The 25692-nt window shown below is 56.6% G+C and carries 21 protein-coding genes; 8 read left to right on the top strand and 13 right to left on the bottom strand.

All coding sequences use genetic code 11. From position 1 onward, the window contains the following. The first annotated feature begins 242 nt into the window (after positions 1–242). Positions 243–1634 (top strand): porin, encoded by a 1392-nt coding sequence (locus tag LKO31_RS07685; RefSeq protein ID WP_227689709.1) that lies wholly within the window; start codon positions 243–245, stop codon positions 1632–1634. 82 nt (positions 1635–1716) lie between these two features. Here the strand turns inward: LKO31_RS07685 and phoB are convergent, their stop codons facing one another. The 6 genes from phoB to LKO31_RS07655 form a co-directional block, all read right to left on the bottom strand. Continuing rightward, complete coding sequence (gene phoB, locus LKO31_RS07680; RefSeq protein ID WP_227689708.1) at positions 1717–2406, bottom strand: phosphate regulon transcriptional regulator PhoB; 690 nt, start codon at positions 2404–2406, stop codon at positions 1717–1719. Positions 2407–2410: 4 nt separating this feature from the next. Continuing rightward, a complete protein-coding gene (gene phoU / locus LKO31_RS07675) occupies positions 2411–3127 on the bottom strand; it encodes a phosphate signaling complex protein PhoU (protein ID WP_227689707.1) in 717 nt (238 codons plus the stop codon). Positions 3128–3153: 26 nt separating this feature from the next. Then, positions 3154–3936, bottom strand: a complete 783-nt coding sequence (gene pstB / locus LKO31_RS07670; RefSeq protein ID WP_407699262.1) for a phosphate ABC transporter ATP-binding protein PstB — start codon at positions 3934–3936, stop codon at positions 3154–3156. An 11-nt stretch (positions 3937–3947) separates the two neighbouring features. Further along, on the bottom strand, positions 3948–5204 hold the full coding sequence (pstA, locus tag LKO31_RS07665) for a phosphate ABC transporter permease PstA (RefSeq protein WP_227689705.1): 1257 nt from the start codon (positions 5202–5204) through the stop codon (positions 3948–3950). Continuing rightward, on the bottom strand, positions 5197–6573 hold the full coding sequence (gene pstC, locus LKO31_RS07660) for a phosphate ABC transporter permease subunit PstC (protein WP_227689704.1): 1377 nt from the start codon (positions 6571–6573) through the stop codon (positions 5197–5199). Before pstC ends, pstA begins: the two co-directional genes overlap by 8 nt. A gap of 153 nt (positions 6574–6726) precedes the next feature. Beyond that, positions 6727–7776 (bottom strand): substrate-binding domain-containing protein, encoded by a 1050-nt coding sequence (locus tag LKO31_RS07655; RefSeq protein WP_227689703.1) that lies wholly within the window; start codon positions 7774–7776, stop codon positions 6727–6729. 194 nt (positions 7777–7970) lie between these two features. Between LKO31_RS07655 and LKO31_RS07650 the strand changes: the two genes are divergently transcribed. Together LKO31_RS07650 and LKO31_RS07645 are read left to right on the top strand one after the other, a co-directional pair. Continuing rightward, positions 7971–8666, top strand: a complete 696-nt coding sequence (locus LKO31_RS07650; RefSeq protein WP_227689702.1) for a DUF5343 domain-containing protein — start codon at positions 7971–7973, stop codon at positions 8664–8666. Further along, the gene (locus tag LKO31_RS07645; RefSeq protein WP_227689701.1) at positions 8663–9247 is read left to right on the top strand and encodes a Swt1 family HEPN domain-containing protein; all 585 of its coding nucleotides are present in this window, start codon (positions 8663–8665) and stop codon (positions 9245–9247) included. Before LKO31_RS07650 ends, LKO31_RS07645 begins: the two co-directional genes overlap by 4 nt. A gap of 23 nt (positions 9248–9270) precedes the next feature. Here LKO31_RS07645 and uvrA read toward each other — a convergent pair whose 3' ends face one another. Next, the gene (uvrA, locus tag LKO31_RS07640; RefSeq protein WP_227689700.1) at positions 9271–12174 is read right to left on the bottom strand and encodes an excinuclease ABC subunit UvrA; all 2904 of its coding nucleotides are present in this window, start codon (positions 12172–12174) and stop codon (positions 9271–9273) included. Between the two features lie 19 nt (positions 12175–12193). Here uvrA and LKO31_RS07635 point away from each other — a divergent pair, with 19 nt between their 5' ends. The 3 genes from LKO31_RS07635 to LKO31_RS07625 all read left to right on the top strand — a co-directional run bounded on the left by LKO31_RS07635 (position 12194) and on the right by LKO31_RS07625 (position 13939). Continuing rightward, positions 12194–12784, top strand: a complete 591-nt coding sequence (locus LKO31_RS07635) for a hypothetical protein (protein WP_227689699.1) — start codon at positions 12194–12196, stop codon at positions 12782–12784. A gap of 363 nt (positions 12785–13147) precedes the next feature. Further along, positions 13148–13489 carry a UrcA family protein gene (locus LKO31_RS07630; RefSeq protein WP_227689698.1) on the top strand — a complete coding sequence of 114 codons (342 nt, stop codon included), beginning with the start codon at positions 13148–13150 and terminating at the stop codon, positions 13487–13489. Between the two features lie 141 nt (positions 13490–13630). Continuing rightward, positions 13631–13939, top strand: coding sequence for a UrcA family protein (locus LKO31_RS07625; protein WP_227689697.1), 309 nt, complete (start codon positions 13631–13633; stop codon positions 13937–13939). 66 nt (positions 13940–14005) lie between these two features. Here LKO31_RS07625 and LKO31_RS07620 read toward each other — a convergent pair whose 3' ends face one another. The 6 genes from LKO31_RS07620 to ypfJ form a co-directional block, all read right to left on the bottom strand. Then, positions 14006–14737: a LytR/AlgR family response regulator transcription factor gene (locus LKO31_RS07620; protein WP_227689696.1), complete on the bottom strand. Its 732-nt coding sequence runs from the start codon at positions 14735–14737 to the stop codon at positions 14006–14008. A 9-nt stretch (positions 14738–14746) separates the two neighbouring features. Beyond that, entirely contained in the window at positions 14747–15931 is a 1185-nt protein-coding gene (locus tag LKO31_RS07615; protein WP_227689695.1) for a sensor histidine kinase, read from the bottom strand. A gap of 162 nt (positions 15932–16093) precedes the next feature. Then, a complete protein-coding gene (locus tag LKO31_RS07610) occupies positions 16094–17596 on the bottom strand; it encodes an MATE family efflux transporter (protein WP_227689694.1) in 1503 nt (500 codons plus the stop codon). A 133-nt stretch (positions 17597–17729) separates the two neighbouring features. Then, positions 17730–20612, bottom strand: a complete 2883-nt coding sequence (locus tag LKO31_RS07605) for a valine--tRNA ligase (RefSeq protein WP_227689693.1) — start codon at positions 20610–20612, stop codon at positions 17730–17732. Between the two features lie 79 nt (positions 20613–20691). Next, positions 20692–22755, bottom strand: a complete 2064-nt coding sequence (locus LKO31_RS07600; protein ID WP_227689692.1) for an alpha/beta hydrolase family protein — start codon at positions 22753–22755, stop codon at positions 20692–20694. Between the two features lie 181 nt (positions 22756–22936). Next, positions 22937–23845, bottom strand: coding sequence for a KPN_02809 family neutral zinc metallopeptidase (gene ypfJ, locus LKO31_RS07595; protein WP_227689691.1), 909 nt, complete (start codon positions 23843–23845; stop codon positions 22937–22939). A gap of 239 nt (positions 23846–24084) precedes the next feature. On the opposite strand from ypfJ, the gene LKO31_RS07590 reads away from it, so the two are divergent. After that, positions 24085–24870, top strand: a complete 786-nt coding sequence (locus tag LKO31_RS07590; protein WP_227689739.1) for a 3-hydroxybutyrate dehydrogenase — start codon at positions 24085–24087, stop codon at positions 24868–24870. 113 nt (positions 24871–24983) lie between these two features. Continuing rightward, positions 24984–25688, top strand: coding sequence for a DUF4893 domain-containing protein (locus tag LKO31_RS07585; RefSeq protein ID WP_227689690.1), 705 nt, complete (start codon positions 24984–24986; stop codon positions 25686–25688). The last annotated feature ends 4 nt before the right edge of the window (positions 25689–25692 follow it).

Genomic DNA, 25692 nt, shown 5'->3' with positions numbered 1-25692 from the left:
ATTTGCTATCCATGGCGTTCATTTTCTGTAGCTGGATAGACTATCAGCTTATTCCTTAGCGTGTCAGCAAGCGCAGACAAGCCATCAGCCTTGGCAGGGCAGGAAAAAACTGAATGAAATAAAGCGGACTTATTACTGTCTTTGATTTGTCATATAATCCACCTAGGAGCATCTCCCATTGAAGATGAGAGTGGAGCCGTAGCATGCGAAGACTATTTCTCTTTACTATTCTGGGAACTAGCATGCTGGCTTCACCAGCAATGGCGGCCGCCCAGTCGGAGGCGCAGGTTGCGACTGGTGATGATGCGGCTGCGCTGCGCGCGGAATTGGAAAATATGCGCGCTCAGATGGAAAAAATGCAGCGTCGATTGGATGCGCTGGAAGGGGCGTCCGCACCAGCATCCATTTCAGCGCCCATTGTTGCGTCCGCCGCTGAACCTGTCGTTGCGGGCGGCAATATGGTCGCCGCCGCGCCCGCTGCTGCTTCCTCAGCAAAGCCAGAAACAAGCGTGAATTGGCGCGGCGCGCCGGAATGGAAGCGTGATGACGGCTGGAGTTTCAAGCCGCGGGGCCGTTTGCAGGTCGATATGGCCAGCGTGGATACCCCAACCGGCGTGACAGAGGATCGCGGCGGTTTCCGGACAGAGTTTCGCCGCCTCTATTTGGGCGTGGATGGCACGGTGCCCGGTGGTTTTGGATATCGGCTGGAATTTGATCTGGCGGGCGTCGACGCAGAATTAACCGACGGCTATATCAGTTATGGCACCGGTCCGTTGAGCCTGACGGTGGGGCAGGTAAAGACATTTTGGGGGCTGGAGGAAATGACCAGCGACCTGTTTACGTCGATGATGGAACGAAGCACTATTTCCCAAGCCTTTGGTTTTGAACGGCGCGTTGGCTTGTCGGCGGAATATGCCAAGGACGACATATTGCTGCAAGGCGGGGTATTTGGTGCCAATGCATCGGATTTGCTGGACGATCGCAACAATAGTTTCGCCGCCGATGGACGTGCGGTCTGGTCGCCGAAACTGGGGGATAAAACCCAATTGCATTTGGGCGGATCCTTGCACATGCGGGATTTGAACGATGCTGACGCCAGCGTGCGGTACCGCGCACGGCCTGGCGCGCATACAACGGACCTCCGATTGGTTGATACAGGAAATATTGCGGCCAAGGGCGAACGAAGCTGGGGGCTGGAGGGTTCCGTTCGCCACGGCCCATTCCATGCGACGGCAGAAGGATATTGGCAAAAGGTTCAACGTGTCGATGGTGCGAACCCCACATTCTTTGGCGGATATGCCGAGGTCGGTATGGTGCTAACCAAGGGCGACAGCCGTGGATATAAAGAGGGGGCCTTTGATCGGTTGAAACCGTCGAACCCAATTCACAAAGGTGGCCCCGGCGCGATAGAGGTCAATTTGCGTTATGACCATTTGGACCTGAATGATGTCGATATCACGGGTGGCAAGCAGCAAGCGGCATGGTTGTCACTTGTGTGGGCGCCCATGGATTATGTTCGCCTGACTGCCAATTATGGCAAGCTGTGGATCAGCGATGCCCGTGTTGCAGCGGCCAATGGGGATCGGGAATATCAGGCCGACACATTTGGGCTCCGCACCCAAATTGATTTCTAAGCTTCTGGGGTCATAGGAATAAAAAGCCCGCTTTTCATCATTGAAAAGCGGGCTTTTTATCATTCTATCATAGGCTAGGCGGCTAGTTGGCGTCCAGCGCATAGCCCGCCGAACGCACGGTGCGGATAATATCCTTGGTGTCTGGCAGGTTGATCGCTTTGCGCAGACGGCGGATATGCACGTCGACGGTCCGCAGTTCAATATCGCTATCTTGTCCCCACACGCTGTCCAGCAATTGGACGCGGGAAAAGACGCGGCCTGGATGTTCCATAAAATGGCGCAGCAAGCGAAATTCCGTTGGCCCCATGGTGACGATTTGCCCAGCGCGCACCACCTTGTGCGACACACTGTCCAATTCGATATCGCTATAGGCTAGGGTTTCGCCCGCCAAGGCAGGGCGCAAGCGGCGTAGGACCGCCGAAACGCGGGCCACCAATTCGCGGGGGCTGAAGGGCTTGGTGACATAGTCATCCGCGCCGGTTTCCAGCCCGCGAATACGGTCTTCCTCTTCGCCGCGCGCTGTCAACATGATGATGGGCACATTGGCGGATTTGGGGTTGCGGCGAATGCGGCGACACACTTCGATGCCCGGGAGGCTTTCGATCATCCAGTCGAGCAGGACAATGTCTGGCACCCGTTCTTCGACCAAGATCAGCGCTTGTTCGCCGTCGGGCGTTTGGCGCACGCTATAGCCTTCGCGGGCAAAGTGCCACACGATCAATTCGGCGATCGCCTCATCATCTTCGATAAGCAATAAATCGGGCTGTGGCATGGGATTATTCCCCCGCTATGATGCTGTTATCTTCGGGTGTTGGGCCGCGTTCGCGTTCCTCCATCCGTTCGCCCTTCACGACATAATAAACCATTTCCGCGATGTTGGTCGCATGGTCGCCGACGCGTTCCAGATTTTTGGCGATGAAAAGCAAATGCGCGCTTTCGGTAATGTAGCGCGGATTTTCCATCATGAACGTCACTTGGGTGCGAAAGATGCTGTTGTAATAATCGTCCACCGCTTTGTCGCGGATGGTGACATCAACGGCCAAATCCGCATCACGGGCGGCAAAGCTGTCGAGCGCGTCTCGGATCAGTTCGACCACCAAATTCGACATGCTGACCAGCAAAGGCACGGTGTCGATGCGGCGGCTTTGGTCAAATTGGGCCACGCGCTTGGCGATGTTTTTCGCATAGTCACCCATGCGCTCCACGACGGAGACGATTTTCAAAGCCGCGATCATTTCGCGCAAATCGTCGGCCATTGGCGCACGCAGCGCGATGGTTTGCACCGCGAGTTGCTCGACCTCTGCCTCCAAGGCGTCAATTTGCTTGTCGCCTTCGACCACGCGGGCCGCCAGTTCCAAGTCGCCGGTGCTGAGCGCGGTCATTGCTTGACGCAGCGCTTGTTCGGCGCGGCCACCCATTTCGCTGATGAGGCCGCGCAAGCGGTTTAAATCATCGTCAAATGCTTTGACCGTATGATCATTTACAATTGCCATAATCCAACGTCCTTTCAGGCGCGCGATTAACCGTAACGACCGGTGATATAATCTTTGGTGCGTTCTTGTTTGGGATTGGTGAAAATATCTGTCGTCTTGCCATATTCCACCAAGGTTCCCAGATGGAAGAAGGCGGTGCGCTGTGACACTCGGGCGGCTTGCTGCATATTATGCGTCACAATCACAATGGCGAATTTGCCGCGCAAATCGTGGATCAGCTCCTCGATCTTGGCGGTGGCGATGGGGTCAAGCGCCGAGCAAGGCTCGTCCATCAAAATCACTTCGGGGTCGACCGCAATGGCGCGGGCGATGCACAATCGCTGTTGCTGACCACCCGACAAGGCGGTGCCGCTTTCGCCCAAGCGGTCCTTCACTTCGTCCCACAATCCGGCGCGGGTCAGGGCCTTTTCGACCACGACATCCATATCGGCTTTGCTGGGGGCCAAGCCATGAATGCGCGGGCCATAGGCCACATTGTCATAAATGGATTTGGGGAAGGGGTTGGGTTTTTGGAACACCATGCCGACGCGGGCGCGCAATTGCACCACGTCCATGGAGGGCGCGTAAATATCCTCGCCCTCCAGCATGATTTTCCCTTCGACACGGGCACCCGCGACCGTGTCGTTCATGCGGTTCAGCGTGCGCAAAAAGGTTGATTTGCCGCAACCCGATGGGCCGATGAAGGCGGTGACCAAGTCGGTGCTGACGTCAATGGAGACATTTTTAATGGCCTGTTTTTCGCCATAAAAAACATTCACATTTTGCGCCGTCATCTTGGGGTCGGCAATGTAGAGTTCGGATGAAGTCATATCGGTCATGATTACCAACGCTTTTCAAATTTGTTACGAAGATAGATGGCAATGGCGTTCATCGACAGCAGCACAAAGAGCAGGACGATGATAGCCGCCGATGTTTTTTCCACAAAGCCGCGATCCACTTCGTCCGACCACAAGAAGATCTGCATCGGCAGGACAGTGGATGGCGAGCAAAGGCCGCTGGGCACATCGCCGATAAAGGCGCGCATACCAATCAGCAGCAACGGGGCGGTTTCCCCCAAGGCGCGGGCCATGCCAATGATCGTGCCCGTCAAAATACCCGGCAAAGCCAGCGGCAAAACATGGTGAAACACCACCTGAACGGGGCTGGCGCCAATGCCCAGCGCCGCATCGCGGATGGATGGCGGCACGGCCTTGATGGCGTTGCGCGCCGCAATCACGATGACGGGCATGGTCATCAGGGCCAAAGTCATGCCGCCAACCAGCGCACTGGCTTGGCAAAAGCCGAACCAATTGATGAACACCGCCAGCGCCAACAAACCAAAGATGATCGACGGAACGGCGGCCAGATTGTTGATCGAAACCTCAATCCAATCGGTCAGGCGGTTCTTGGGGGCGAATTCCTCTAGGTATAGGGCCGCCAAGACACCGGTTGGAAAGGCGATGGCAAAGGCGATCAGGATCGTCAGGATGGACCCTTTTAACGCACCCCAAATGCCCGCCACCGCTGGGTCGGTGGCATCGGCGTTGCGGAAGAAGGGCCAGTGAATGCCCGTCGACAATTTACCGTCTTGTTTCAACTGTGCGGCCAGCGCCGATACATCGCTTTTCGTGCCATTTTTGGCGGCAATGTCAACGGCGCTGGATGCAGGCAATTCAAAGACATGGCGTCCGTTCAGCAATTCTGGATCATCTTTGATCGCAGTGCGAACTTCTTTCCACGCATTTTCTGAAATCAGCTTGGCCGCGTCAGGGCCAAGGGCTTCTTCGGCGGCGAAGGTCACGAGATCTGACAAGCCGCTGTTGGCGATGACCTGATCGGCATCGGCGTCATCAAGGCGGTCTTTGTCGATATTCAAAGGCATGGCCTTGAAGTCAATCGGCACCGATACATGAGTATAGGTGAAACCGCGCGCGCCATTGCCGACCATGGTGATCAGCAAAAAGGCCAGAAACGCACCCGACAATAATACCGCGATCAAGCCGAACAGCTTGAACCGACGTTCTGCGGCATAGCGGCCAGCGATGCGTTTCTGCATCACCTGACCCTTCCAATCGGTGGGGGAGGTGGGGTTAGTCATAAGCTTCGCGATACTTTTTGACGATGCGCAGAGCGACGATGTTGAGAAGCAGCGTCACCGTGAACAAGACCAGACCCAGCGCAAAAGCGGCAAGCGTTTTGGCGCTATCGAATTCCTGATCGCCTGTCAGCAATTTGACGATCTGAGCCGTCACGGTCGTGACGCTGGAAAAGGGATTGGCGGTCAGATTGGCCGACAAACCAGCGGCCATCACCACGATCATGGTTTCACCAATGGCGCGGCTGACGGCCAGCAAAATGCCGCCCATCACGCCAGGCAGCGCGGCGGGGATCAACACTTGGCGGATGGTTTCATTGGGCGTCGCGCCCAAGGCCAAGCTGCCGTCGCGCATCGATTGGGGCACGGCGTTGATGCTGTCGTCGGCCATGGACGATACGAATGGAATGATCATCACGCCCATCACAATGCCGGCGGCAAGGGCGCTTTCGGTCGATGCGTTGGAAATGCCGATCATTACCGCAAATTCGCGCAGCATCGGGGCGACGGTCAGCGCGGCGAAATAGCCATAAACCACGGTGGGAACACCAGCCAGAATTTCCAGCAAGGGCTTGACCCATTTGCGCACCACCGGCTTGGCATATTGGGTCAGGTAAACGGCGGTCATCATGCCGATGGGAATGGCGACGATCATGGCGATAATCGCGCCGATCAGCACGGTGCCCCAAAATAGGGGAATGCCGCCAAATGTGTCTTTGACGGGCGCGCCGCTTTGCGGGTTCCATTGGGTGCCAAACAGCAATTCACTTGGCGACACCAGTTTGAAAAAACGAATGGATTCAAACAGTAATGACAAGACAATGCCGAATGTCGTCAAAATCGCCACCAAAGACGCCAAGATCAGCGCCACCATGACGATTTTTTCAACCCGCGAACGGGCCCGAAATTCGGGGCGAATGCGCGTGAAGGCATAAAGACCGCCCGCCAGTGCCAAAGCAAACATCGCGCTGATGCCGATCAGGGCATATTGACGCGTTGCTTGAACATAAGGGCGGACCAGTGGGGCAGATTTTTCCAGCCGGACGATGTCCTGCTTGCCCTGTGCCACCGCGCGAGCGTCGGCCAAAATGGCGGCGCGTTCAAAGCCAAATTGCGGCAGGTTTTGCGCGGCGGGGCTGTCCAGCACAGTGTTGGTCACCAAGGCGGGCGATACCGCCGACCATATGGTCAGGAACAAGATCGCGGGCGCGAACAGCCACAATGCGACATACCAGCCGTGATATTGTGGGCGCGAATGCAGCTTGTTACCGGCGCGGTGCGCCAGCAAGACCGATCGCGCGCGGCCGGCAAGCCAGCCAATCAGCGCAAGGCCTGCAACAAGCAATAGCAGGGCGGCGGCGTTGAAGGTCACAGGGTCCTCATCTTCATGGCCGTCTGGCCCGCCGCATATCTGCCCAACGATCGGGCAGGTGGCGGTTGGGCAGCGGGCGCTACGCTAGGGGTGATCGGGCGCGGCACAGGGCCGGAAGGGGGGCAAGCCTTGGCACACGCCCGATCGGGGGGATTATTTCAATTCAGCGGCGGTCAGCGGGGTCATCGCCGTAGCATTGGCGGATGCCTTGGCCGCGTCGGCGGGCTGCGAGGCGATAAGGCCCTTGGCGATCAGATATCCGCCGTCGGCGCTGCCTTTCAGCAATTCCGCGACATATTCCGCGATGCCGGGGATCACGCCGACATGGGCCTTTTTGACATAGATGAACAGCGGACGCGAACCGGGATAGCTTTTGTCGGCAATCGACGCATAGCTGGGGGCGATGTCTTGGATGGGCACGCCCTTAATCTTGTCTTTGTTGGCGTCCAAATAGCTGAAGCCGAAAATGCCGAGGCTGGTGGGGTTTTTGTCCAGTTTCGAGATGATCAGATTGTCATTCTCACCCTGTTCGACATAATAAGGCGCGCCGCGCAGCCCGCCGCACACGGCGTCATGCTGGTCTTTGTCGCTGTCTTTCAATTTCTTCATGTCGGCATTGGCGTCGCAGCCCTTGATCAGGATCAGTTCCTTGAACGCGTCATAGGTGCCGCTGGTCGATGGCGGGCCAAAGACCGAGATGTTCACGGCGGGCAAAGCGGGGTTCACATCCTGCCATGTTTTGGCGGTGTTGGGCTTGCCATAAGGATTGGCGGCCAATGCCTTGTAAATATCTTCTTCGCTCAGTTTGAAACCGGGGCCGCGCTGTGCTTCGCCAAGGGCGATGCCGTCGATGCCGATTTGCACTTCCACCACATCGGTCACGCCATTGGCTTGGCAGGTGGCAAATTCCTTGGCCTTCATGCGGCGCGAGGCGTTGATGATGTCGGGCGTGTCGCCGCCAACACCTTGGCAAAAGCGTTCAAAGCCGCCGCCAGTGCCGGTGCTGTCAATCTTGGGCGTCTTGTTGCCCGTCGCTTCGGCGAAGCGTTCGCCAGCGGTGGTGGCGAAAGGATAGACGGTGGACGAGCCAACCGCGCTGATGAAATCCCGCGACGCGCCGGCGGATGAAGCCTGATCCTGACAGGCGGAAAGCGCCAAAGCCGAAGTGGCGGCGAGGGCGATGAGAGCAAATTTCTGGACCATGACAAATCCCGTCAAGCTGGACTGCGAAAACACGCCAGCCACCAACCCTATGGCGACTCGCTGATTGTCCAATGGGCGATTTGTGTGACAGCTTTGTTACAGGGGGTGTCATGGAAGTGTCATGGGGGACATTTCATTGCTTGAAATGGAATTAAATAAATGTTGAATTTAATTTCGACAAATGGGGGAGGCTTATGAGTGTAAATTCTGAAAATGCAGATGTTAATGGTGTGCAATCTTCGAGAGAGAAGAAGTCAATACCCGGAGGCCTTCCTTATTCTACCTATCAGGGAACGTTGAAAAATATGCTTGAAAAGGTAATTGAAGTATCAAAGCCTGAAAAGTTTAATTACGATTTTGTGTCCACTGTGATGGGTTCCAGTGGTGGTGCTGCTAGGGCGACAATTCCGTTGTTCAAGAAAATAGGATTCGTAGATAGTAACAATGCTCCAACTGAACTTTATTCTAAATTCAGAACTGATCGAAAGCGAGGGCTTGCTGTTTATGAAGGTCTTAAAAATGGATTTTCAGAAATTTTTAAGAGAAGTGAATTTGCATATAGCTTATCTGATGATAAAATTACGGATATAATAGTAGAGATTACAGGTCTTTCTAAATCGGATCGTACGGTTTCAGCCATAAAATCAACATTTTTGACCCTTTGTTCGTATTTGCCTACTAACTTTAGGCATGATGTCATCGAGAATGGAGCTGTTTCAGAGGTTGCGGTGGAGAGTTCTTCGTCGGCATTTGAAGGTCCGCCATCTGAAAAGGCATCTGTTGGTAATGTCGGGCTTTCGTATAATATAAATATAGTTCTTCCTGAAACGTCAGATGTTGCTGTACTGAATGCGATATTCAAATCTCTAAAAGCGAATATTCTCCAATGAGTTCCTTGGATAAGATAGAATTGTTCATTCTAAAGTCTTCAACGGTAATGCCGGATATCGAAAAAATATTGAATGGCGACAGGGTGATGAATGCGAGTAATCTAAGTGAAGCGCAGTTACAGCCCCTCGTGTCCCAGTTTCCAAGGGAGGTGAGGGACAATGCTGCCAGTATGGCCGAATTATATAAGCTTTTTTATATGCTCGAAAATGACATAAGGAAATTAATCTGCGATACTCTAAGTGAGCAGTATGGCTCGAAGTGGTGGGACAAACATGTGCCTGAGCCGATACAGGCCGAATGTCGTAGAAATAGGCAAAATGAGGAAGAGTTCGGTGTAACTAGCCGTTCGGATAACAATTTAGACTATGCGACTTTTGGCCAGCTTGGAGACATTATAAGGCATAACTGGGACATTTTCGGCGGGATGCTCTCTAATAAGAAAGCGCTTGGCAGAGTGATGAGTGCGCTGAACAACCTTCGAGGGCCGATTGCCCACTGTGGTGTACTCGCTGATGATGAAGTAGACAGGCTTAAGCTTGCAGTAAAAGATTGGTTCCGTGTACTAGCCGGGCCTAAATGATCGTTTTTTATGTTTACTTGCTTTCATGGCGTCAACATCCCCGCCAAATAATGTCCTGTGAAGCTGCGCTTTTCCTTCACAACTTGTTCGGGTGTTCCGGCGGCGACGACTTCGCCGCCTTTGACCCCGCCTTCGGGGCCCATGTCGATGATCCAGTCGGCGGTTTTGATGACGTCTAGATTATGTTCGATCACCACCACGCTATTGCCTTGATCGACAAGGGCTTGGAGGACTTCTAGCAATTTGCGCACATCCTCGAAATGCAGGCCGGTGGTCGGTTCGTCGAGGATGTAGAGGGTTTTGCCGGTGGAACGGCGCGATAATTCTTTGGCCAGTTTCACGCGCTGCGCTTCGCCGCCAGACAAGGTGGTGCTTTGTTGGCCGACCTTAACATAGCCAAGGCCGACGCGGCACAGCATTTCCATTTTGTCGCGCAGACTGGGCACGGCTTTGAAAAATTCCGCCGCGTCTTCGACAGTCATGTCCAGCACGTCGGCGATGCTGTAACCCTTATATTTCACCTCCAGCGTTTCGCGGTTGTAGCGTTTGCCGCCGCAGGTTTCGCAGGTGACGTAAACGTCGGGCAAAAAGTGCATTTCGATCTTGATCAGCCCGTCGCCGGTGCAGCTTTCGCAGCGGCCACCCTTGACGTTAAAGCTGAAACGACCCGCTTTATAACCGCGCGCTTGTGCTTCGGGCAGGCCAGCGAACCAGTCGCGGATGGTGGTGAAAGCACCCGTATAGGTGGCGGGGTTGGAACGCGGGGTGCGGCCAATCGGGCTTTGGTCAATGTCGATGACTTTGTCGCAATGTTCCAAGCCCTTGAGTGCGTCATGCGGGCCGGAGATCATGCGCGCGCCGTTCAGGGTACGCGCCGCGCTGGCATAAAGGGTGTCGATGACCAGCGATGATTTGCCGCTGCCCGACAGGCCGGTGACGCAGGTGAAGGTGCCGAGCGGGATTTCCGCCGTGACATTTTTCAAATTATTGGCGCGCGCGCCCTTGAGGACCAGTTTCTTGCCATTGCCTTTGCGGCGCTTTTTCGGGACCTCGATTTTGCGGGTGCCGTTCAGATAGGCGGCGGTCAAGCTGGCATCATTGGCCAACACTTCGTCCAGCGTGCCTTCGGCGACAATGGTGCCGCCATGCACGCCCGCGCCGGGGCCCATATCAACGACATAATCGGCGGCGCGAATGGCGTCTTCGTCATGTTCCACGACGATCACCGTATTGCCGAGGTCGCGCAAGCGTTTCAGCGTGGCGAGCAAGCGGTCATTATCGCGTTGGTGCAGGCCGATGCTGGGTTCGTCCAGCACATAGAGCACGCCGGACAGGCCACTGCCGATCTGGCTAGCAAGGCGGATGCGCTGGCTTTCGCCGCCTGACAAAGTGCCGCTGGTGCGGTTGAGGTTCAGATAATCGAGGCCGACATTGTTGAGGAAGCCCAAACGTTCGTTAATTTCCTTGAGGATAGCGCGGGCGATTTGCCGTTGTTGGTCGCCCAATTGCGCTTCCAACCCGCCGAACCATGCATATGCATCGGCCACGCTGCGTTGGGCGGCCTCACTGATATGTTCACCGGCGATTTTGACCGCCAAGGGTTCGGGGCGCAACCGCGCGCCGTGGCAGGTTTCGCAGGGGCGGGGGTTTTGGTAATTGGCCAATTCCTCGCGCATCCATGCGCTTTCGGTTTGGATCAGGCGGCGGTTGAGGTTGCCGATGACGCCTTCGAACGCTTTGGTGGTCGAATAGCTTTTCTTGCCGTCCTTGAACGTCAGTTCGACGGGCATTCCGCCGGTGCCATAAAGGATGATGGAGTGGATTTCCGGTGGCAGGTCTTGCCACGGGGTATCCAGCTTGAAATCATAAGCTTTTGCAAGGCTTTCGAGGACTTGCATATAATAAGGGGAGGGCGGGTTGCTCTTTGCCCACGGCGCAATTGCACCCTTTTTCAGGGTCAGGGCATGGTTGGGGACCACCAAATCGGGGTCGAATTCCTGTCGTTCGCCCAGTCCATCGCAGGCCGGACACGCGCCTTGGGGGGCGTTAAAACTGAACAGCCGAGGTTCAATTTCGCTGATGGTGAAACCGGATACGGGGCAGGCGAATTTTTCGGAAAAGACGATGCGGTTGGCGGGGATGCCCGCGCCCTTCATCTTTTTATCGGTTGGCGACACCGCCTCACCCTCGCGGCCCGGAATGACGCCATCGGCAAGGTCGATATAGGCCAAACCTTCGGCCAATTTGAGCGCGGTTTCAAAGCTGTCAGCCAAGCGGCTTTGGATGCCATCGCGTACGGCGATGCGGTCCACCACCACTTCAATGTCATGCTTATATTTTTTGTCGAGGGCGGGGGCGTCCTCAATCTCATAAAATTCGCCGTCAATGCGGACGCGGGTAAAGCCTTCTTTTTGCCACTGCGCCAATTCTTTGCGATATTCGCCCTTGCGGCCACGCACCACGGGCGCCAACAAATAGGCGCGCGTGCCTTCGGGTAAATCCATTACGCGGTCGACCATTTGGCTGACGCTTTGGGCGGAAATAGGCTCGCCCGTGGCGGGGGAGTAAGGCACGCCAATGCGTGCCCACAACAGGCGCATATAATCGTAAATTTCGGTGACGGTGGCGACGGTCGAGCGCGGATTGCGGCTGGTCGTTTTCTGTTCGATGCTGATGGCGGGGGACAGGCCGTCGATATGTTCAACGTCTGGCTTTTGCATCATTTCCAAAAATTGGCGGGCATAGGCCGACAGGCTTTCGACATAGCGGCGCTGACCCTCGGCATAAATGGTGTCGAAGGCGAGGCTGGATTTGCCGCTGCCTGAGAGGCCGGTAATCACGATCAAACTGTCGCGTGGCAGGTCGACGTTGACACCCTTGAGGTTATGCTCGCGCGCACCGCGCACCGAAATTTTGGTCAGACTCATGGGGAGGTGTGTTCCATATTTGTTCTATAAACGCAAGGGGCTGTCGCGCCGCGTGATAGATGAGGATAAATCCGCCAGCGTCAACCACCGCGCCTATGTGGATGATGGGAACGACTATGACGGCAAGACGTTATCGGGAACGAATGATATGGGAAGTGACCAGTTGGGGCGGAAAGGATTTTGGATGTTTCAGAAAAATATGACCGTGGCCGTAGCGGCCATGTTGGCGCTCGGTGCGCCTCTGGCGGCGGCGAGTGCCGCTGCGCCAGTCAGTGCGACCAAAGCCGAGGCGGCCAGCGCCAAGGACGCCAAGCCCAATCGTAGCACGGCCGAGGAAATGAGCGGAACAGCATTGCTGAACAAGCAGCAGCAAGAAAAGAGCGCCCAAGAAAATGCGGCCTATCAGGCGCGGGTGGCGGCCGCCGAGCAAAGTGAGGCCAGCAGCCAAGCCGAATATCAAGCCCGCACACAGGCTTATGAGGCCGAAAAGGAACGTGTTGCGGCAGAGGCTGCGCAGAAGCGCTTGCAATGGGAAGCCGATGTCCGCGCCTGTGAGGCCGGCCAGAAAGAACGCTGCGCCCAGCCTATCGACAGCAGCACAGCGGAGTAACGAACAAACTGTTCGGTCGGGCGCCATGCCGGCGCTGTGAAACGCCCCATGATATGTCCAAAATCGGGCCGATACTGTGAAGGCAGTATCGGCCCGATTTGCGTGGAGCGGGGGAGCAGGGGGTGTTGATTGGCGCTTTTGGAGCGTTGGGTGGGTCCCCTTTACAGGCGTTCGGGGGCATTTGGCCGTTCGTCGATGAATAGCGCCCTTTGGTCCGTGCCGTCCCCATCATCAGCCGCATTGGTCGAAACCAAGCTGTGTTGTCTGCCTATGTCACTTATTGATTGGGGACGAGGTAAGGCGACCAGACGCAAGGGGTGGCAGTTTTCCTCATCATGTAACATTTGGTTTGAGGATGATGATATGACACGCAAAATTTTGACCATGACCGCGCTTCCTGCCGCGATGTTGTTTTTTGCTTCGGCGGCGCATGCGCAAGCACCAGCGGGTGAAGTGCGCAGTGTAATCGTGACGGCCCATGGCATCGACCTGAATAGCGACGAGGGGCAACAGATTTTGAAGGCGCGGGTGCGCCGTGCCGTCAACAGCGTATGTCCGTCGGTGTATGAACGCGATTTGCGCCTTCAGGCCAAGGCGCGGGAATGCCGGATGCAGGCGACCAGCGGCGCAAATGAAGAATTGGCGCGCCTTGCCCAGCGTCAATACCTCGCCTCGCTTTCTGCGCAAACATTGTCCCAGCGTTGAGAGTGAGCGAGGTGTGAGGGGTGACCGCGTAATGGGGCGGTCACCCCGTTTTTATTGGGTGTGTGGCCCAAGATATTCATAGAATAAGATGATATTGATAACTATATTTGCAAAAATTACGTCAATGGGTGGGGGGTTTTAATGTATATCGGTAAATATAGTTTAATATTTTTCTGTTCTGCGTCCATATTCGTGCCAGCGGCGCACGCCGATGATCGCAGCAGTATATCATCGCAACAGGTGGTTGTTGGCGACGTGAATTTGGATAGCGCCGCAGGACAGCGCATCGTGCAAAATCGCATGAATCATGCGGTTGAGAAAAGCTGCCCCGATCGTTTTGAGCGGGATTTACGCCGCCAAATGCGGGCGCGTTCTTGTCAGAAAGTGGCCCGCACCAGCGGCGAAGCAGGATTGGCGGCTTATCGTGCGCGCCAATCTGGGGCGCAATAGCCATAAAGTTTCAGGATTAACGGGGCGATGGACGCGGTACCCGTCGGGCCGCGCTCCACCCGTCCCTTAGTTTTGCTGCATGATCGCTTTCACATCATGCAAATAGGTGCGGCCAATGCGATGTTGGCCGCCTTCGTTCAAGTCGACGCTCCACGCGCCATCGCCATGATGACGCAGGCTGGTGATGCCCGCACGGCGGACGATTTTGGAACGATGGATGCGCAGAAATTCGGCTGGGTCCAGCTTGGCTTCCAGCGATTTGATGGTTTGGTGGATCAGCCAACTGCGCCCGCCGACATGCAGGCGCATATAGTCACGCTCTGCTTCGATGAGATCGACTTGGGCGCTGTCAATCCGCAGCATTTCGCCGCGATTTTGCACCCAAAATTCCGTGATATAGTCCGATTTGCGCGTTTGCGGCCGTTCCTTTTGGTGCCATTCGCGCGCCCGTGCAAAGGCGCGGCCCAAACGGTCGGCGGATACCGGTTTGAGCAGATAGTCGACGGCTGCCACATCAAAGGCGGCGACGGCATATTGGTCGAAGGCGGTGGCAAAGATAACGGCGGGCGGGTTGGGCAATTGTTCCAACGCCCGCGCAACCTCCAGCCCATCAAGGCCGGGCATGGCGATGTCGCATAAGATGACGTCGGGGGACAAAGCCTCTGCCATGCGCAGGGCCGATGGACCGTCGCTGGCGGTGCCGACCAGCGATATCGCCTCTTGCTGGCTGGCCAAGATTTGCAATCGTTCAATGGCCAGTGGTTCATCATCGACAATTAAAGTGCGTAAATTGTGCATAAGGCCCCCTTATTCCCCCTTTGGCATCCACAGACGCACATAAAATCCGCCATCATCACGCGTGCCCCAATCACAGCCTGCCGCCGCGCCAAAGCGGGTGAGCAAGCGTTCGCGCACATTGCGCAGGCCAAGGCCCGTTCCGCTGGCGGGGGTGCTTGCGCTATGGTCGACATCATTTTCCACCATCACGGCCAGTTGATCGCCATCGATATGGGCGTGAATACGCACCGCAATATTCCCGCGACTGGGGCTGACGCCATATTTGATCGCATTTTCAATCAAAGGTTGCAGGATCAGCACCGGAACCAGCGCCTTGCGCGCATTGGCGGCAACGTCGAAATGCACGGCAAGGCGATTGGGAAAGCGCACATGCTCGATATCCAAATACAGGCTTTGTAACGCGATTTCATCGTCCAGCGTCACCAATTGCTCGGGGTCCATTTCCAAGCTGGTGCGCAGAAAGGACGACAGGTTCATAATCATCGCCTCTGCCTCGGTCGATGATCCGCGCATGACCAAGGTGGACAGGCTGTTCAACGTGTTAAACAGAAAATGCGGGTTGATTTGATAATGGAGCGCCCGAATTTGCGCGTTCTTCGCTTCTAGCCGATAGTCATTGGCGCGCCGTTCTAGGGCACGCATTTCATTGGCATAGCCCAAGGCCACATATAGCGAAGCCCAAGCCGCAAAAAAGAAATACCAACGGATCGAACTGTCCGCGATGGTGATTAACTGCCAATTATCGCCATATTTTTCATGAAGTTGGCTGATCAGGGACAGCACGTCCTGCGTCGGAAACCAGTAATAGAGCGTCACCATGTTGATGATCGAGTAAATGATCACCATCGGTACGGCGGCCCCCAAGCTGAGGGTCAAGCGCGCCCCGAAGCGGCGGGGTTGCACACGCTGGATCATCCATAACAAAATATAGGTGCAGAACATGCCCGCCACGACCACCAAAATGCGGGGCAGCAAGCGCGGCCATGCGCCTTCGGTGGCGATCAGCGTGGTTAGGCCAGTGGTGATCAGAAAATAAATCGCCCACATGGCAATGATCGACCCAATGGCCACCCGCGTATCCACGCGCGCATCTTCGGCCCGCCAGTGCGACGGGGACGCCAGCATAGCGGCCAAGACATCGGAATCCAATGGCTGGGCGATGGATGGTGTGGACCTGTTGATTAGCGCATTCATTCCAAACAGCCTTGGCGCAATTTTGCCGGACAGCGAAAGATCATCGACGAATGACCAGTGCGGATCGACATAAGTGTGACCGCAGCAGAATAGGTCAGATGCGCCCGCCCGCCAACAGGGATGCGAAGGCGACCAAATATGCGCCCGCTGCCGCGCATGGCCCTATTTTTCCAAGCTGTTGATAATGGCGCCTTTGCGCCGCCAACCGCCATGTCGATAGGCCAAAATCGCCATTGTTAGCGAGAAAATGGACGAGAGTGGGAAGCTCCACCAAATGGCGTCCGACCCCATCAGCGGATAGAGGCCATAATAGAGCCCCAGCCGGATCGGGAACATGGTGACGGCCAAAATGACCAAGGGCGCAATGACCGCGCCGTTGGAGCGCAGTGTGCTGAGCACGACCATGGTGATGCCAAAGGGCAAGAAGGTCCATGTCGCCAACAACATGATATGGCGGGCCAAATTCATCGCCTCGCCGTCGGCGGTCAGGAACATCGACAAGAGGGTGCGATCAAAGATCAGCATCAGCGTGATGAGCACGCCGGTCATCACCACATTGGTGGCGGCCCCGCTGATCGTGACTTTGCCAACGCGGTCCCACCGTCCGGCCCCGATATTTTGGGCCGCCATCGCGCTGACCGCCGCGCCAATGGCCAGTGCGGGCATTTGAACATAATTCCACAATTGCAGCACGACCGCATAAGCCGCCGACATGTCCAGCCCTTCACGGTTCACCAGCCCAACCATGACCAAACCGGCCCCCGATATGACCAGCATTTGCGCGCCCATAGGTATGCCGCGAATGACGATGAAGCGAAGCGCGGGGCCGGATGGGATCAGATAATGGAGCTTGGATTTGGGCAAGCGCAGCACATGGCCGCGCGTATAGGCCCAGATCAGAAAGCCGATCAGGCTGATCAGGCTGGCGACGGCGGTGGCCATTGCGCTGCCCGCTATGCCCATTTTCGGGAATGGGCCCATGCCTTGAATCAGTAAGGGGTTCAGGATGATGTCCAACACCACCGACAATATCATGAAGCGCAGCGGCGTGACGGCATCGCCCGCGCCGCGTGACGCCATGGTCAGCGTGACCAGCACCATGCTGGCCGGAATAGCCATGAAGGTGATGCGCAAATAGTCATGGGCATATTCCATGGCCTCGGGCGGGGTGGCCAGCAGGCGCAAGATGCTGTCGGATTCAAACCAACCCACCCCGGCGATAATGACGGAAAAAATCAGGGCAAGGCCCGTCACCGTGCCCGTCGCGCGCAAGGCGGCGTTATGATCTTTGCGGCCCATCGATTGGCCGATCAACACGGTGGAGGCGATGCCAAAACCAAAGAAGAGCGCGACCATCAAAAACATGACGATATTGGCATTGGCGGTAGCTGCCAGTGCGCTTTCGCCCAGATAATAGCCGACCCAAATGCTGTTGATCGAACCGGACAGGGTTTGCAGCACATTGCTGGCCAAGGTTGGCAGCGCGAACAGCAGCAGGGTTTTGGCAATCGGACCTTGGGTCAGGTCCATCGCCTTGCCTCCGCGCGCGGTTTGGCGCGGCGGCATGGGGGAAGCGGGCGGGTCTTGCGCGACCACTGCCGGAGGCGGCGCGCCGTTCATCGGACTATCGTTTGTCAGATGCTGGTCCATCCCGTCCCTGTTCATGCCCAATAACCCCCTAGTGGATGGAGACGAAACGGCGGGCCAAACGCGGCCCGCCGTTGAATTTGACGAAGCGAAACATCACCGCCGCTACCCCATATCGCCTTGGCGCGATGGGGCGGGGCAGGGATGCTCCTTAGCCCAATCGGGCCAAGGCTGCGGTCAGCCTGTCGGCTTCGGCGGCTTTGGCGTCATGATCGGCCCGTGCCTTTTCAACGGCTTCAGGCTTTGCTCGTTCCACAAAGCTGGGATTGCCCAGACGTCCGGCCAGACTGTCACGTTCCTTAGTCGCGGCGGCCAGCGCCTTGGTTAGGCGGTCGCGTTCGGCGCCAAGGTCGATCACGCCCTCGAGCGGCACGGTGATTGTTTCGCCTTCCACCACCAATTGCGCCGACGCGCCAGCGGGGGCGGGGTCGAAGCGGATGCTGTCCAGACGCGCCAAGCGGTCGCACTGCGCCGCCAATGTTTCCGTGCGGCCACGCAGGCTTTCGGGGAAGTGAGCGGCGAGGCGTGCACCGGGCGGTAGGCCGAGTTCGGCTTTGGCGGCGCGCAGTTCGCCGACCAGCTTGATCAGCCAGTTGATATCGTCGCTGGCTTGTTGGTCGCGTGCGATGGTCACTTCGGGCCAGCGGGCGGTGATCAGCGGATAATCTGCGCGGTCGCCCGTAACCGTCCACAATTCTTCGGTGATGAAAGGCATGAACGGGTGCAGCATGACGAGGATTTGATCGAGCACCCAGCCAGCAACGGCCTTGGTCTCTTCATCAATCGCGCCCTTGATCAGTTCCAAATACCAATCGCAGAAGCTGTTCCATGCAAAGCTGTAAATCGCATTGGCCGCTTCGTCGAAACGGAAAGCGGCAAAGGCTTTGTCGATGGCGGCGACGGTGTCGGCCACTTCGCCCAAAATCCAACGGTTGACCGGACGGGTCGCCTCTGGCGCTTCAAAGCTGGTCGATGCGGTGATGCCATTGGCTTCGCAGAAACGGGTCGCGTTCCACAGCTTGGTGGCAAAGTTGCGATAGCCCGCCAGACGCGCATCATCCATCTTGATGTCGCGGCCTTGGCTTTCCATCGCGGCCATGAAGAAGCGCAACGCATCCGCGCCATATTTGTCAATCAACCCCAAGGGGTCGATGACATTGCCCTTGGACTTGGACATTTTTGCGCCATCGGGCGCGCGGACCAAACCGTGCAAATACATGGTCTTCCACGGCACTTCTTTCATGAAGTGCAAGCCCTGCATCGCCATGCGGGCGTTCCAGAAGAATAAAATGTCGAAACCGGAAACCAGCACGTCATTGGGATAATGGCGCTTCAACAAATCACTGTCGTTCGGCCAGCCCAGCGTCGCAAACGGCCACAACGCCGACGAGAACCATGTGTCGAGCACGTCAGGGTCGCGGACGAAGTATATCGGGTAATCTGCATGATCCCGACCGAGAGTTGGGATGCCTGCGCTAGCCATGCGAGCACCCGCATCGCTCCACGTAGCGGCTTGCTCGAATACGACTTTGCTGTCTTTGCCTTCAGATTTGAATTTTTCGTTCAATGCAGGAATGCAGGTGGAATAAATAGTCCGTCGCGCAATTTCTACAGCTGCTTCGGCCGTTTCAGCAACGATTGTTTCGACATTCGCAGGATCGCCATACTCTGGGAGGCCAGCGTCGTTTAGTGGAGGGAAATAAAACGCTGGGATACGATGGCCCCACCATAATTGGCGCGACACGCACCATGGCTGGATATTATCCATCCAATTATAATAGGTTTTTTCCCACGACTTGGGCACGATATTGATGTCGCCATTGCGCACGGCTGCGATGGCAGGCTGGGCCAGCGTGGCAGCGTCCACATACCATTGATCGGTCAGCCAAGGTTCGATGACCACACCGCCGCGATCGCCAAAGGGCGTCTGGATGGTGCGTGGTTCCGCGTCATGTTCCTCGCCATCCTTGTCCACATGCGGGATCAGGAAGCCGTCGGCCTTCAGGCGGGCAATAATGGCTTCGCGCGCGCCGTCCAGGCCGTCGCGGCGGAAGCGGTGCAGGCCGATATATTCGGCTGGAACAAGGCCGTCTTGGGTTTGGCAAACATTGGCGTCGCCATCCAGCATGTTGAGCATGTCGGCGGCTGCAAAGCCCGCACGGCGGCCCACGTCAAAGTCGTTAAAGTCATGACCTGGGGTGATTTTCACCGCGCCGGTGCCCAATTCAGGGTCGGCATGTTCATCCGCGACGATGGCAATGCGGCGGCCCGTGATGGGCAGGGTGACGAACTTGCCGATCACACTCTTGTAACGGGCATCATCAGGATGAACGGCAACCGCCATATCGGCCAGCATGGTTTCGGGGCGCGTGGTGGCAACCTCGATATAATCGCGGCCATCATCCAGCGTCACGCCGTCCGCCAGCGGATATTTAAAGTGCCAAAAACCGCCCTTGGTTTCGCGGGTTTCCACTTCCAGATCGGAAATGGCGGTTTTCAGCTTGGGGTCCCAGTTTACAAGGCGCTTGTCGCGATAGATCAAGCCTTCCTTATGCAGGTCCACAAACACTTTCAGCACGGCATCGGTGAAATGCGGGTCCATGGTGAATTGTTCGCGGCTCCAGTCCATCGAACAACCCAGACGCCGCAGCTGGCCCGTGATTTGGCCGCCGCTTTCCGCTTTCCATTCCCATACCTTGTCAATGAACGCTTCGCGGCTATAATTGGTGCGTTTGTCGCCCTTGGCGTCCATTTGGCGTTCCACGACCATTTGCGTGGCAATGCCCGCATGATCGGTGCCGACCACCCACAAAGCATCTTTGCCGCGCAGGCGTTCATAGCGGACCAGTACGTCTTGCAACGTATTGTCTAGCGCATGACCGATGTGCAGCGCACCCGTGACGTTGGGCGGCGGGTTTACAATCGTGAAAGGTTGCGCGTCGGGACGCTCGGGACGAAAGAGTCCACGGCTTTCCCATAGATGGGCCCATTTTGCCTCAATCGAAGCGGGGTCGAAAGTCTTTTCCATTGCCATAAGATGGGCCTTTGCCAGCCAATAGCAAAGATGCCAAGGGGGCGCGAAAGCATCGCGCCCCCTTCTGCGATAAATAGGTTTATTTTTTCAGATGTTCACCCATCCAGTTGAACACCGCTCCATACCATTGAACGCTGTTCTTACCCTTTAAGATCCAGTGATTTTCGTCGGGGAACATCAGCAATTCACCCTTTACACCTTGGCGTTGCAGCGCATGAAAAGCCGCCAAGCCTTGGGTATAGGGAATGCGGAAATCCTTTTCGCCGTGGATCACCAGCATCGGGGTTTTCCAATTTTTCACATGGTTAACGGGGTTCCATTTTTCGGCGTCCGTGCGGTCCCACCAGGGGCCGCCATTTTCCCATTCGTCGAACCATGTTTCTTCGGTTTCAAAGGCCATGGAGCGTAGGTCAAATACGCCAGCATGGTTGACGAGGCATTTGAAGCCATCGTTCCACTGACCTGCGATCCAGTTCATCATATAGCCGCCATAGCTGCCGCCCAACGCGCAGGCATTGCTGACGTCAATCTGGGTGTCTTGCTTGCCCGCCGCCGCAAGGCCGAGCTTGAGGTCTTGCAGCGGTTTTCCGCCCCAATCCTTGTTGATGCTGTCGGTAAAGGCTTGGCCATAGCCGGTCGAACCGTGGAAATCGATACTGACCGCTGCATAGCCGGGGGCCGAGAATAAACGCGGATTCCAGCGGGTGGACCAGCTATCGCCAAAGCTGCCCTGTGGGCCGCCATGGACCAAGAAAGCGACGGGCAATTTGCCGCTGGCCTTGGCGGGTTTGACGATTTGGCCCCACACCATGTCGCCATTGGCCCCCGCAAATTGCAGGCGTTCCACCGATACGGGGTCGATCTGTGCCATTTGGGCTTGGTTGACGTCCGTCAGACGGGTGATTTTACCCTTGGCATCGCGCAGCCAGAAATCGGTGGGGACCGAGGCGCTGTTGCGCGAATAAAGGATGCTGCCATCATCCAGCGGCGTGACATCGCCAATATTGCCTTCAAATTTTTCGGTGGTTGCGCGCAATTTGGTGACATGGCCCGTCGCAACATCGACGCGGAACATCGGATGGTCGAGCACATCTTGCGCGGTGACGAGCAGCGATTTTCCGTCTGCGTCCCAAGCGATAGAGGCCACGGAACGGTCCCACGCATCGGTTAATTTGCGGGTTTCGCCGCTTTCGACATTGCGCAGCATCAGCACCTGACGATCTGCTTCATATCCGGCGCGGGTCATGGCGGCATAGGCCAGATATTTGCCATTGGGTGATGGGGTGGGCAGGGTGTCGGTGGCCTGATTTTCGGCCGTCAAATTGACCGGTGCCATGCGGGCATCGACCAAGGCACGGTAGACATCGAGGTTGGTGGATGTTGGTTCATCACGGTCCGCTTTGCGCAGGGTGAAATAGACGGTGCGGCTGTCGGGGCCCCATGCCAATTCTTCCCCGCCGCCAAAGGGTTTGGACGGGCTGTCACCGACCAGACCAGCGGCAATCGGACGGGCGGTGCTGGCCGTGCCATTTTCCAAATTCAGCACGAAAAGGCGGCTGTGCGTACCGGGAGTTTCCCAACTATCCCAATGGCGAACAAAGCCGACGCCATCCTTATAGTGGCGGCCCGTGCCGGGGCCAGTCGCCTCGCCCTTATCTTGTACATCACAGCCAAAATCATTGCATTCCATGGGGATATCACCCCAAATCAGCACACGGCGGCCGTCAGGCGAGATTTTGAATCCGCTGATGTCGGCGGTGGTTTTGCTGACCTGTGCGGCGTTGCCGCCGGTGGGGGCAATGCGCCAGATTTGACCGGATGATAGATAGTAAATCTGGCCGTCCGCGCCAAAGGCTGGGCTGTTGGCGCTGGTGCCAGCGGGGGTCAGGCGGGTAGGGGCCGCATTTTTCGCCTTGCGGTCGACGATCCACAGGCCGGTCGAGCGGTCATAGCTGTCGGCCTTGGTTTCGGTCATTTGATAGACGATATAGCGCCCATCCGCCGACGCCGTGGGCGCTGCCACGCGGTTCAACGTGGCGAGATCAGCCGCCGTCATCGGGCGGGCCGTAGCGGTGGTGGACAAGGCGGTACCGGATAAGGCGGCGGCAAGCGCAAAGGCGCTGGTCAAAATTTGGTTTCGCATGAGATTATTTGTGCCGATTTGGCAAGGCCGACGCAAGAGGGAGTCGGTCGTTCGTCGAAGGAAATCTTGAGTTTGTGGATTGCAGTTCACGTCAATGCGGTGCGACCAAGCGATCGGTGGACAGAGAACTGGGTGAGGAGCGTGGGGCGCTGACCAGATAGTCAGGGCCCCACGGCTTATATTACAGGCTGTTAGCGGCAAAGGCGTCGCATTGACGCGGGTCGCCGCTGTCCATGCCGCGCCGCAGCCAGCGCATCCGTTGTTCGCTGGTGCCATGGGTAAAGCTTTCGGGTACGGGACGGCGGCCTGCGGCTTTCATCAGCGTATCGTCGCCAATGGCATTGGCCGCGCGCATCGCTTCTTCCATATCGCCCGGTTCCAATACCGACTGACCAGCGCGGTTACGGGCCAAAGCGGCCCATACACCGGCATAGCAATCGGCCTGTAGTTCCATGCGGACCTGCAACTGATTGCCTTCGGCTTCGGATGCACGGGCCTGTGCCTGACGTACTTTGTTGGAAATGCCGCTGATGGTTTGAATATGGTGGCCGACTTCATGGGCCACGACATAGGCCTGCGCTGCGTCACCGGCGGCAGCAAAGCGGGTTTCCAATTCGCGAAAAAAGCTGGTGTCCAGATAAATGCCTTGGTCAGCGGGGCAATAAAATGGTCCCATCGCCGCTTGGGCCGCGCCGCAGCCCGAGCTATTTTGCTCGGTATAAAAATTCAGCGTCGGCTTTTGATAATTGCTGATCAATTGACCCCACACTTGATGGGTGGAGCCGAATACATTGCAGGCGAAACGCTCTTCGGCGGTATCACAGGCCACGCCGGATGATGCGCGCTGGCTGTCGGCCATGGGGTTGCTGGTGCCGCTGCCGCCCAACTGCATCAGCCCGCCGCCGCCGCCGAAAAAGACCAGCGCCAACACGCCCAAAATGACAATGGTGCCGCAGCCCAATTTGCGGCCCAGCAGCATAGGCAATAGGGAAAAGAGCAAGCCGCCAATACCGCCGCCGCCAAATCCGCCGCCGCCACCGCGCCCCAGATCGCGAATGTCATCGCCGGGATTATAATCATCAAGCCGCATCTCGACCTCCGCCGTCACGCTGAAACTGCGCTATCTTGCCCATTTATTGCCATTTCTAGTGGCAGAGGAAAAGACGGAAAGAAAGCGGCTTGGTTCCCATGGAAACTTTGGGACGGGCGGAGCGGCAACAAGACGGCATGCAGAGCAGTGAATATCGCGGTTCTCTGGGCGGGAAATTCATGTCACTGTCATCATGTTGGGCAAGGGGTGAAATTGCGGCGAAAAGGACAAAGCATATGATGCATTTGAATGGAAAAACGGCGTTGGTCACAGGCTCAACCTCTGGCATCGGGTTGGCGATTGCCAAGGCCTTGGCGGGGGCAGGGGCTAGTGTGATTTTAAATGGTTTTGGCGATGCTGACGCCATTGAACATGAAAGACGGGGCCTTGCCGAAACCCGTAGTCATCCCGCCTTTTATGATCCGTCTGACCTGACAGATCCTGCCGCCATCGCGGATATGTTCGCCCGCGCCGAGGCGGATGCTGGCGGCGTGGATATTTTGGTGAACAATGCCGGTATGCAATATGTCGCGCCGATCGATGAATTTCCCACTGATAAATGGGATAATATAATGGCGCTGAACCTGTCCGCCGCCTTTCATGCCATGCATCATGCCATCCCCCCAATGAAGGCCAAGGGTTGGGGGCGGATTATCAGCACCGCGTCGGCGCACAGCCTTGTCGCATCGCCGTTCAAGGCGGCTTATGTCGCGGCAAAACATGGATTGGTGGGGCTGAGTAAGACAGCGGCTTTGGAAACGGCGCAGCATGGGGTGACGGTGAATTGCATCAGCCCCGGTTATGTGTGGACGCCATTGGTGGAAAACCAAATTCCCGACACGATGAAGGCCCGCCATATGTCGCGGGAGGATGTGATCGACAAAGTGCTGTTGGCGGGCCAGCCGACCAAGAAATTTGTGACGGTCGATCAGGTCGCGGCTTTGGCGCTGTTCCTGACGCGTGATGAGGCCGCCAGCATCACCGGTGCCAATCTGAGCGTGGATGGCGGATGGACAGCGATGTGAGGGAACCAATTTTGTTTACATTGGCTTTTATATAGCGTCATGTTCGGATGCTGCTTGAGTAGCGTCGGGCGCGGCGATAAGGGTTAAGGCTAAGTTTTTATGGAGGTTATCTGATGCGGTCCGTGATGGTATCGGCATTGCTTGTCGCCACAAGTCTGACTGCCTGCCACAAAGGACCGGAGCCTGCGTCCGCCAGCGATCCGACGCCAGTGGTGCATTTGCCGACATCGGATAACGCCCCAGAAAATATGCCGGCATCGACAGCCAAGAAAGTGCCGGATGCCGAAGTGTGGCGCGCGATTGCAACCGATCAGGACAAGCAGCGCATCCGCAATTGGTATAGCGCATGGCAAAACGCCCTAAGCGATGCGCGGGCCAAGGGATATGGAGCGCAATTGGATGCAGATCCTATATTGTTCAAACCCACTGCGGCGTTGAATGATGTGCGATTGGTGGCTGGCAATTATCGGTGCCGGACCACAAAATTGGGATCGAAGGGCCGCACGGGCTTGTCCTATGTGCAATATGCATGGTTCCGATGCCAAGTGGTGGATGATAGCAATGGAAAATTGCTGATGAAAATCACCGGATCGCAGCGACCATCGGGCCGCGTTTTTGCTGATGAGCATAATCGGGAAGTGTTTTTGGGCACATTGGCGCTGGGTGATGAACAAACGGCCGTCCCTTATGGCAGCGACCGGATGCGCGACATTGGGGGGGTGATTGAGCGTATTGGCGACCAGCGTTGGCGTCTGGTGATTCCGCAACCAGCCTATGAGTCCTTGCTGGATGTGGTGGAGTTAATCCCCGACCGGTAACAGG

This window comes from Sphingopyxis yananensis (assembly GCF_020687785.1).
GTDB classification, from domain to species: domain Bacteria; phylum Pseudomonadota; class Alphaproteobacteria; order Sphingomonadales; family Sphingomonadaceae; genus Sphingopyxis; species Sphingopyxis yananensis.
Note: the sequence above shows the minus strand (reverse complement) of the source record. Positions and strands in the feature narration are given on the sequence as shown.

Bases quoted from the DNA above. Each gene is read 5' to 3' on its own strand.
- LKO31_RS07650 (WP_227689702.1), top strand. From the start codon at position 7,971: ATGAGTGTAAATTCTGAAAATGCAGATGTTAATGGTGTGCAATCTTCG.
- LKO31_RS07620 (WP_227689696.1), bottom strand. From the start codon at position 14,737: ATGCACAATTTACGCACTTTAATTGTCGATGATGAACCACTGGCCATT.
- LKO31_RS07615 (WP_227689695.1), bottom strand. From the start codon at position 15,931: ATGAATGCGCTAATCAACAGGTCCACACCATCCATCGCCCAGCCATTG.
- LKO31_RS07610 (WP_227689694.1), bottom strand. From the start codon at position 17,596: ATGAACAGGGACGGGATGGACCAGCATCTGACAAACGATAGTCCGATG.
- LKO31_RS07585 (WP_227689690.1), top strand. From the start codon at position 24,984: ATGCGGTCCGTGATGGTATCGGCATTGCTTGTCGCCACAAGTCTGACT.
- pstB (WP_407699262.1), bottom strand. From the start codon at position 3,936: ATGACTTCATCCGAACTCTACATTGCCGACCCCAAGATGACGGCGCAA.
- LKO31_RS07600 (WP_227689692.1), bottom strand. From the start codon at position 22,755: ATGCGAAACCAAATTTTGACCAGCGCCTTTGCGCTTGCCGCCGCCTTA.
- pstA (WP_227689705.1), bottom strand. From the start codon at position 5,204: ATGACTAACCCCACCTCCCCCACCGATTGGAAGGGTCAGGTGATGCAG.
- LKO31_RS07655 (WP_227689703.1), bottom strand. From the start codon at position 7,776: ATGGTCCAGAAATTTGCTCTCATCGCCCTCGCCGCCACTTCGGCTTTG.
- LKO31_RS07625 (WP_227689697.1), top strand. From the start codon at position 13,631: ATGTATATCGGTAAATATAGTTTAATATTTTTCTGTTCTGCGTCCATA.
- LKO31_RS07605 (WP_227689693.1), bottom strand. From the start codon at position 20,612: ATGGCAATGGAAAAGACTTTCGACCCCGCTTCGATTGAGGCAAAATGG.
- phoB (WP_227689708.1), bottom strand. From the start codon at position 2,406: ATGCCACAGCCCGATTTATTGCTTATCGAAGATGATGAGGCGATCGCC.
- phoU (WP_227689707.1), bottom strand. From the start codon at position 3,127: ATGGCAATTGTAAATGATCATACGGTCAAAGCATTTGACGATGATTTA.
- LKO31_RS07685 (WP_227689709.1), top strand. From the start codon at position 243: ATGCTGGCTTCACCAGCAATGGCGGCCGCCCAGTCGGAGGCGCAGGTT.
- uvrA (WP_227689700.1), bottom strand. From the start codon at position 12,174: ATGAGTCTGACCAAAATTTCGGTGCGCGGTGCGCGCGAGCATAACCTC.
- LKO31_RS07590 (WP_227689739.1), top strand. From the start codon at position 24,085: ATGCATTTGAATGGAAAAACGGCGTTGGTCACAGGCTCAACCTCTGGC.
- LKO31_RS07630 (WP_227689698.1), top strand. From the start codon at position 13,148: ATGACACGCAAAATTTTGACCATGACCGCGCTTCCTGCCGCGATGTTG.
- ypfJ (WP_227689691.1), bottom strand. From the start codon at position 23,845: ATGCGGCTTGATGATTATAATCCCGGCGATGACATTCGCGATCTGGGG.
- LKO31_RS07645 (WP_227689701.1), top strand. From the start codon at position 8,663: ATGAGTTCCTTGGATAAGATAGAATTGTTCATTCTAAAGTCTTCAACG.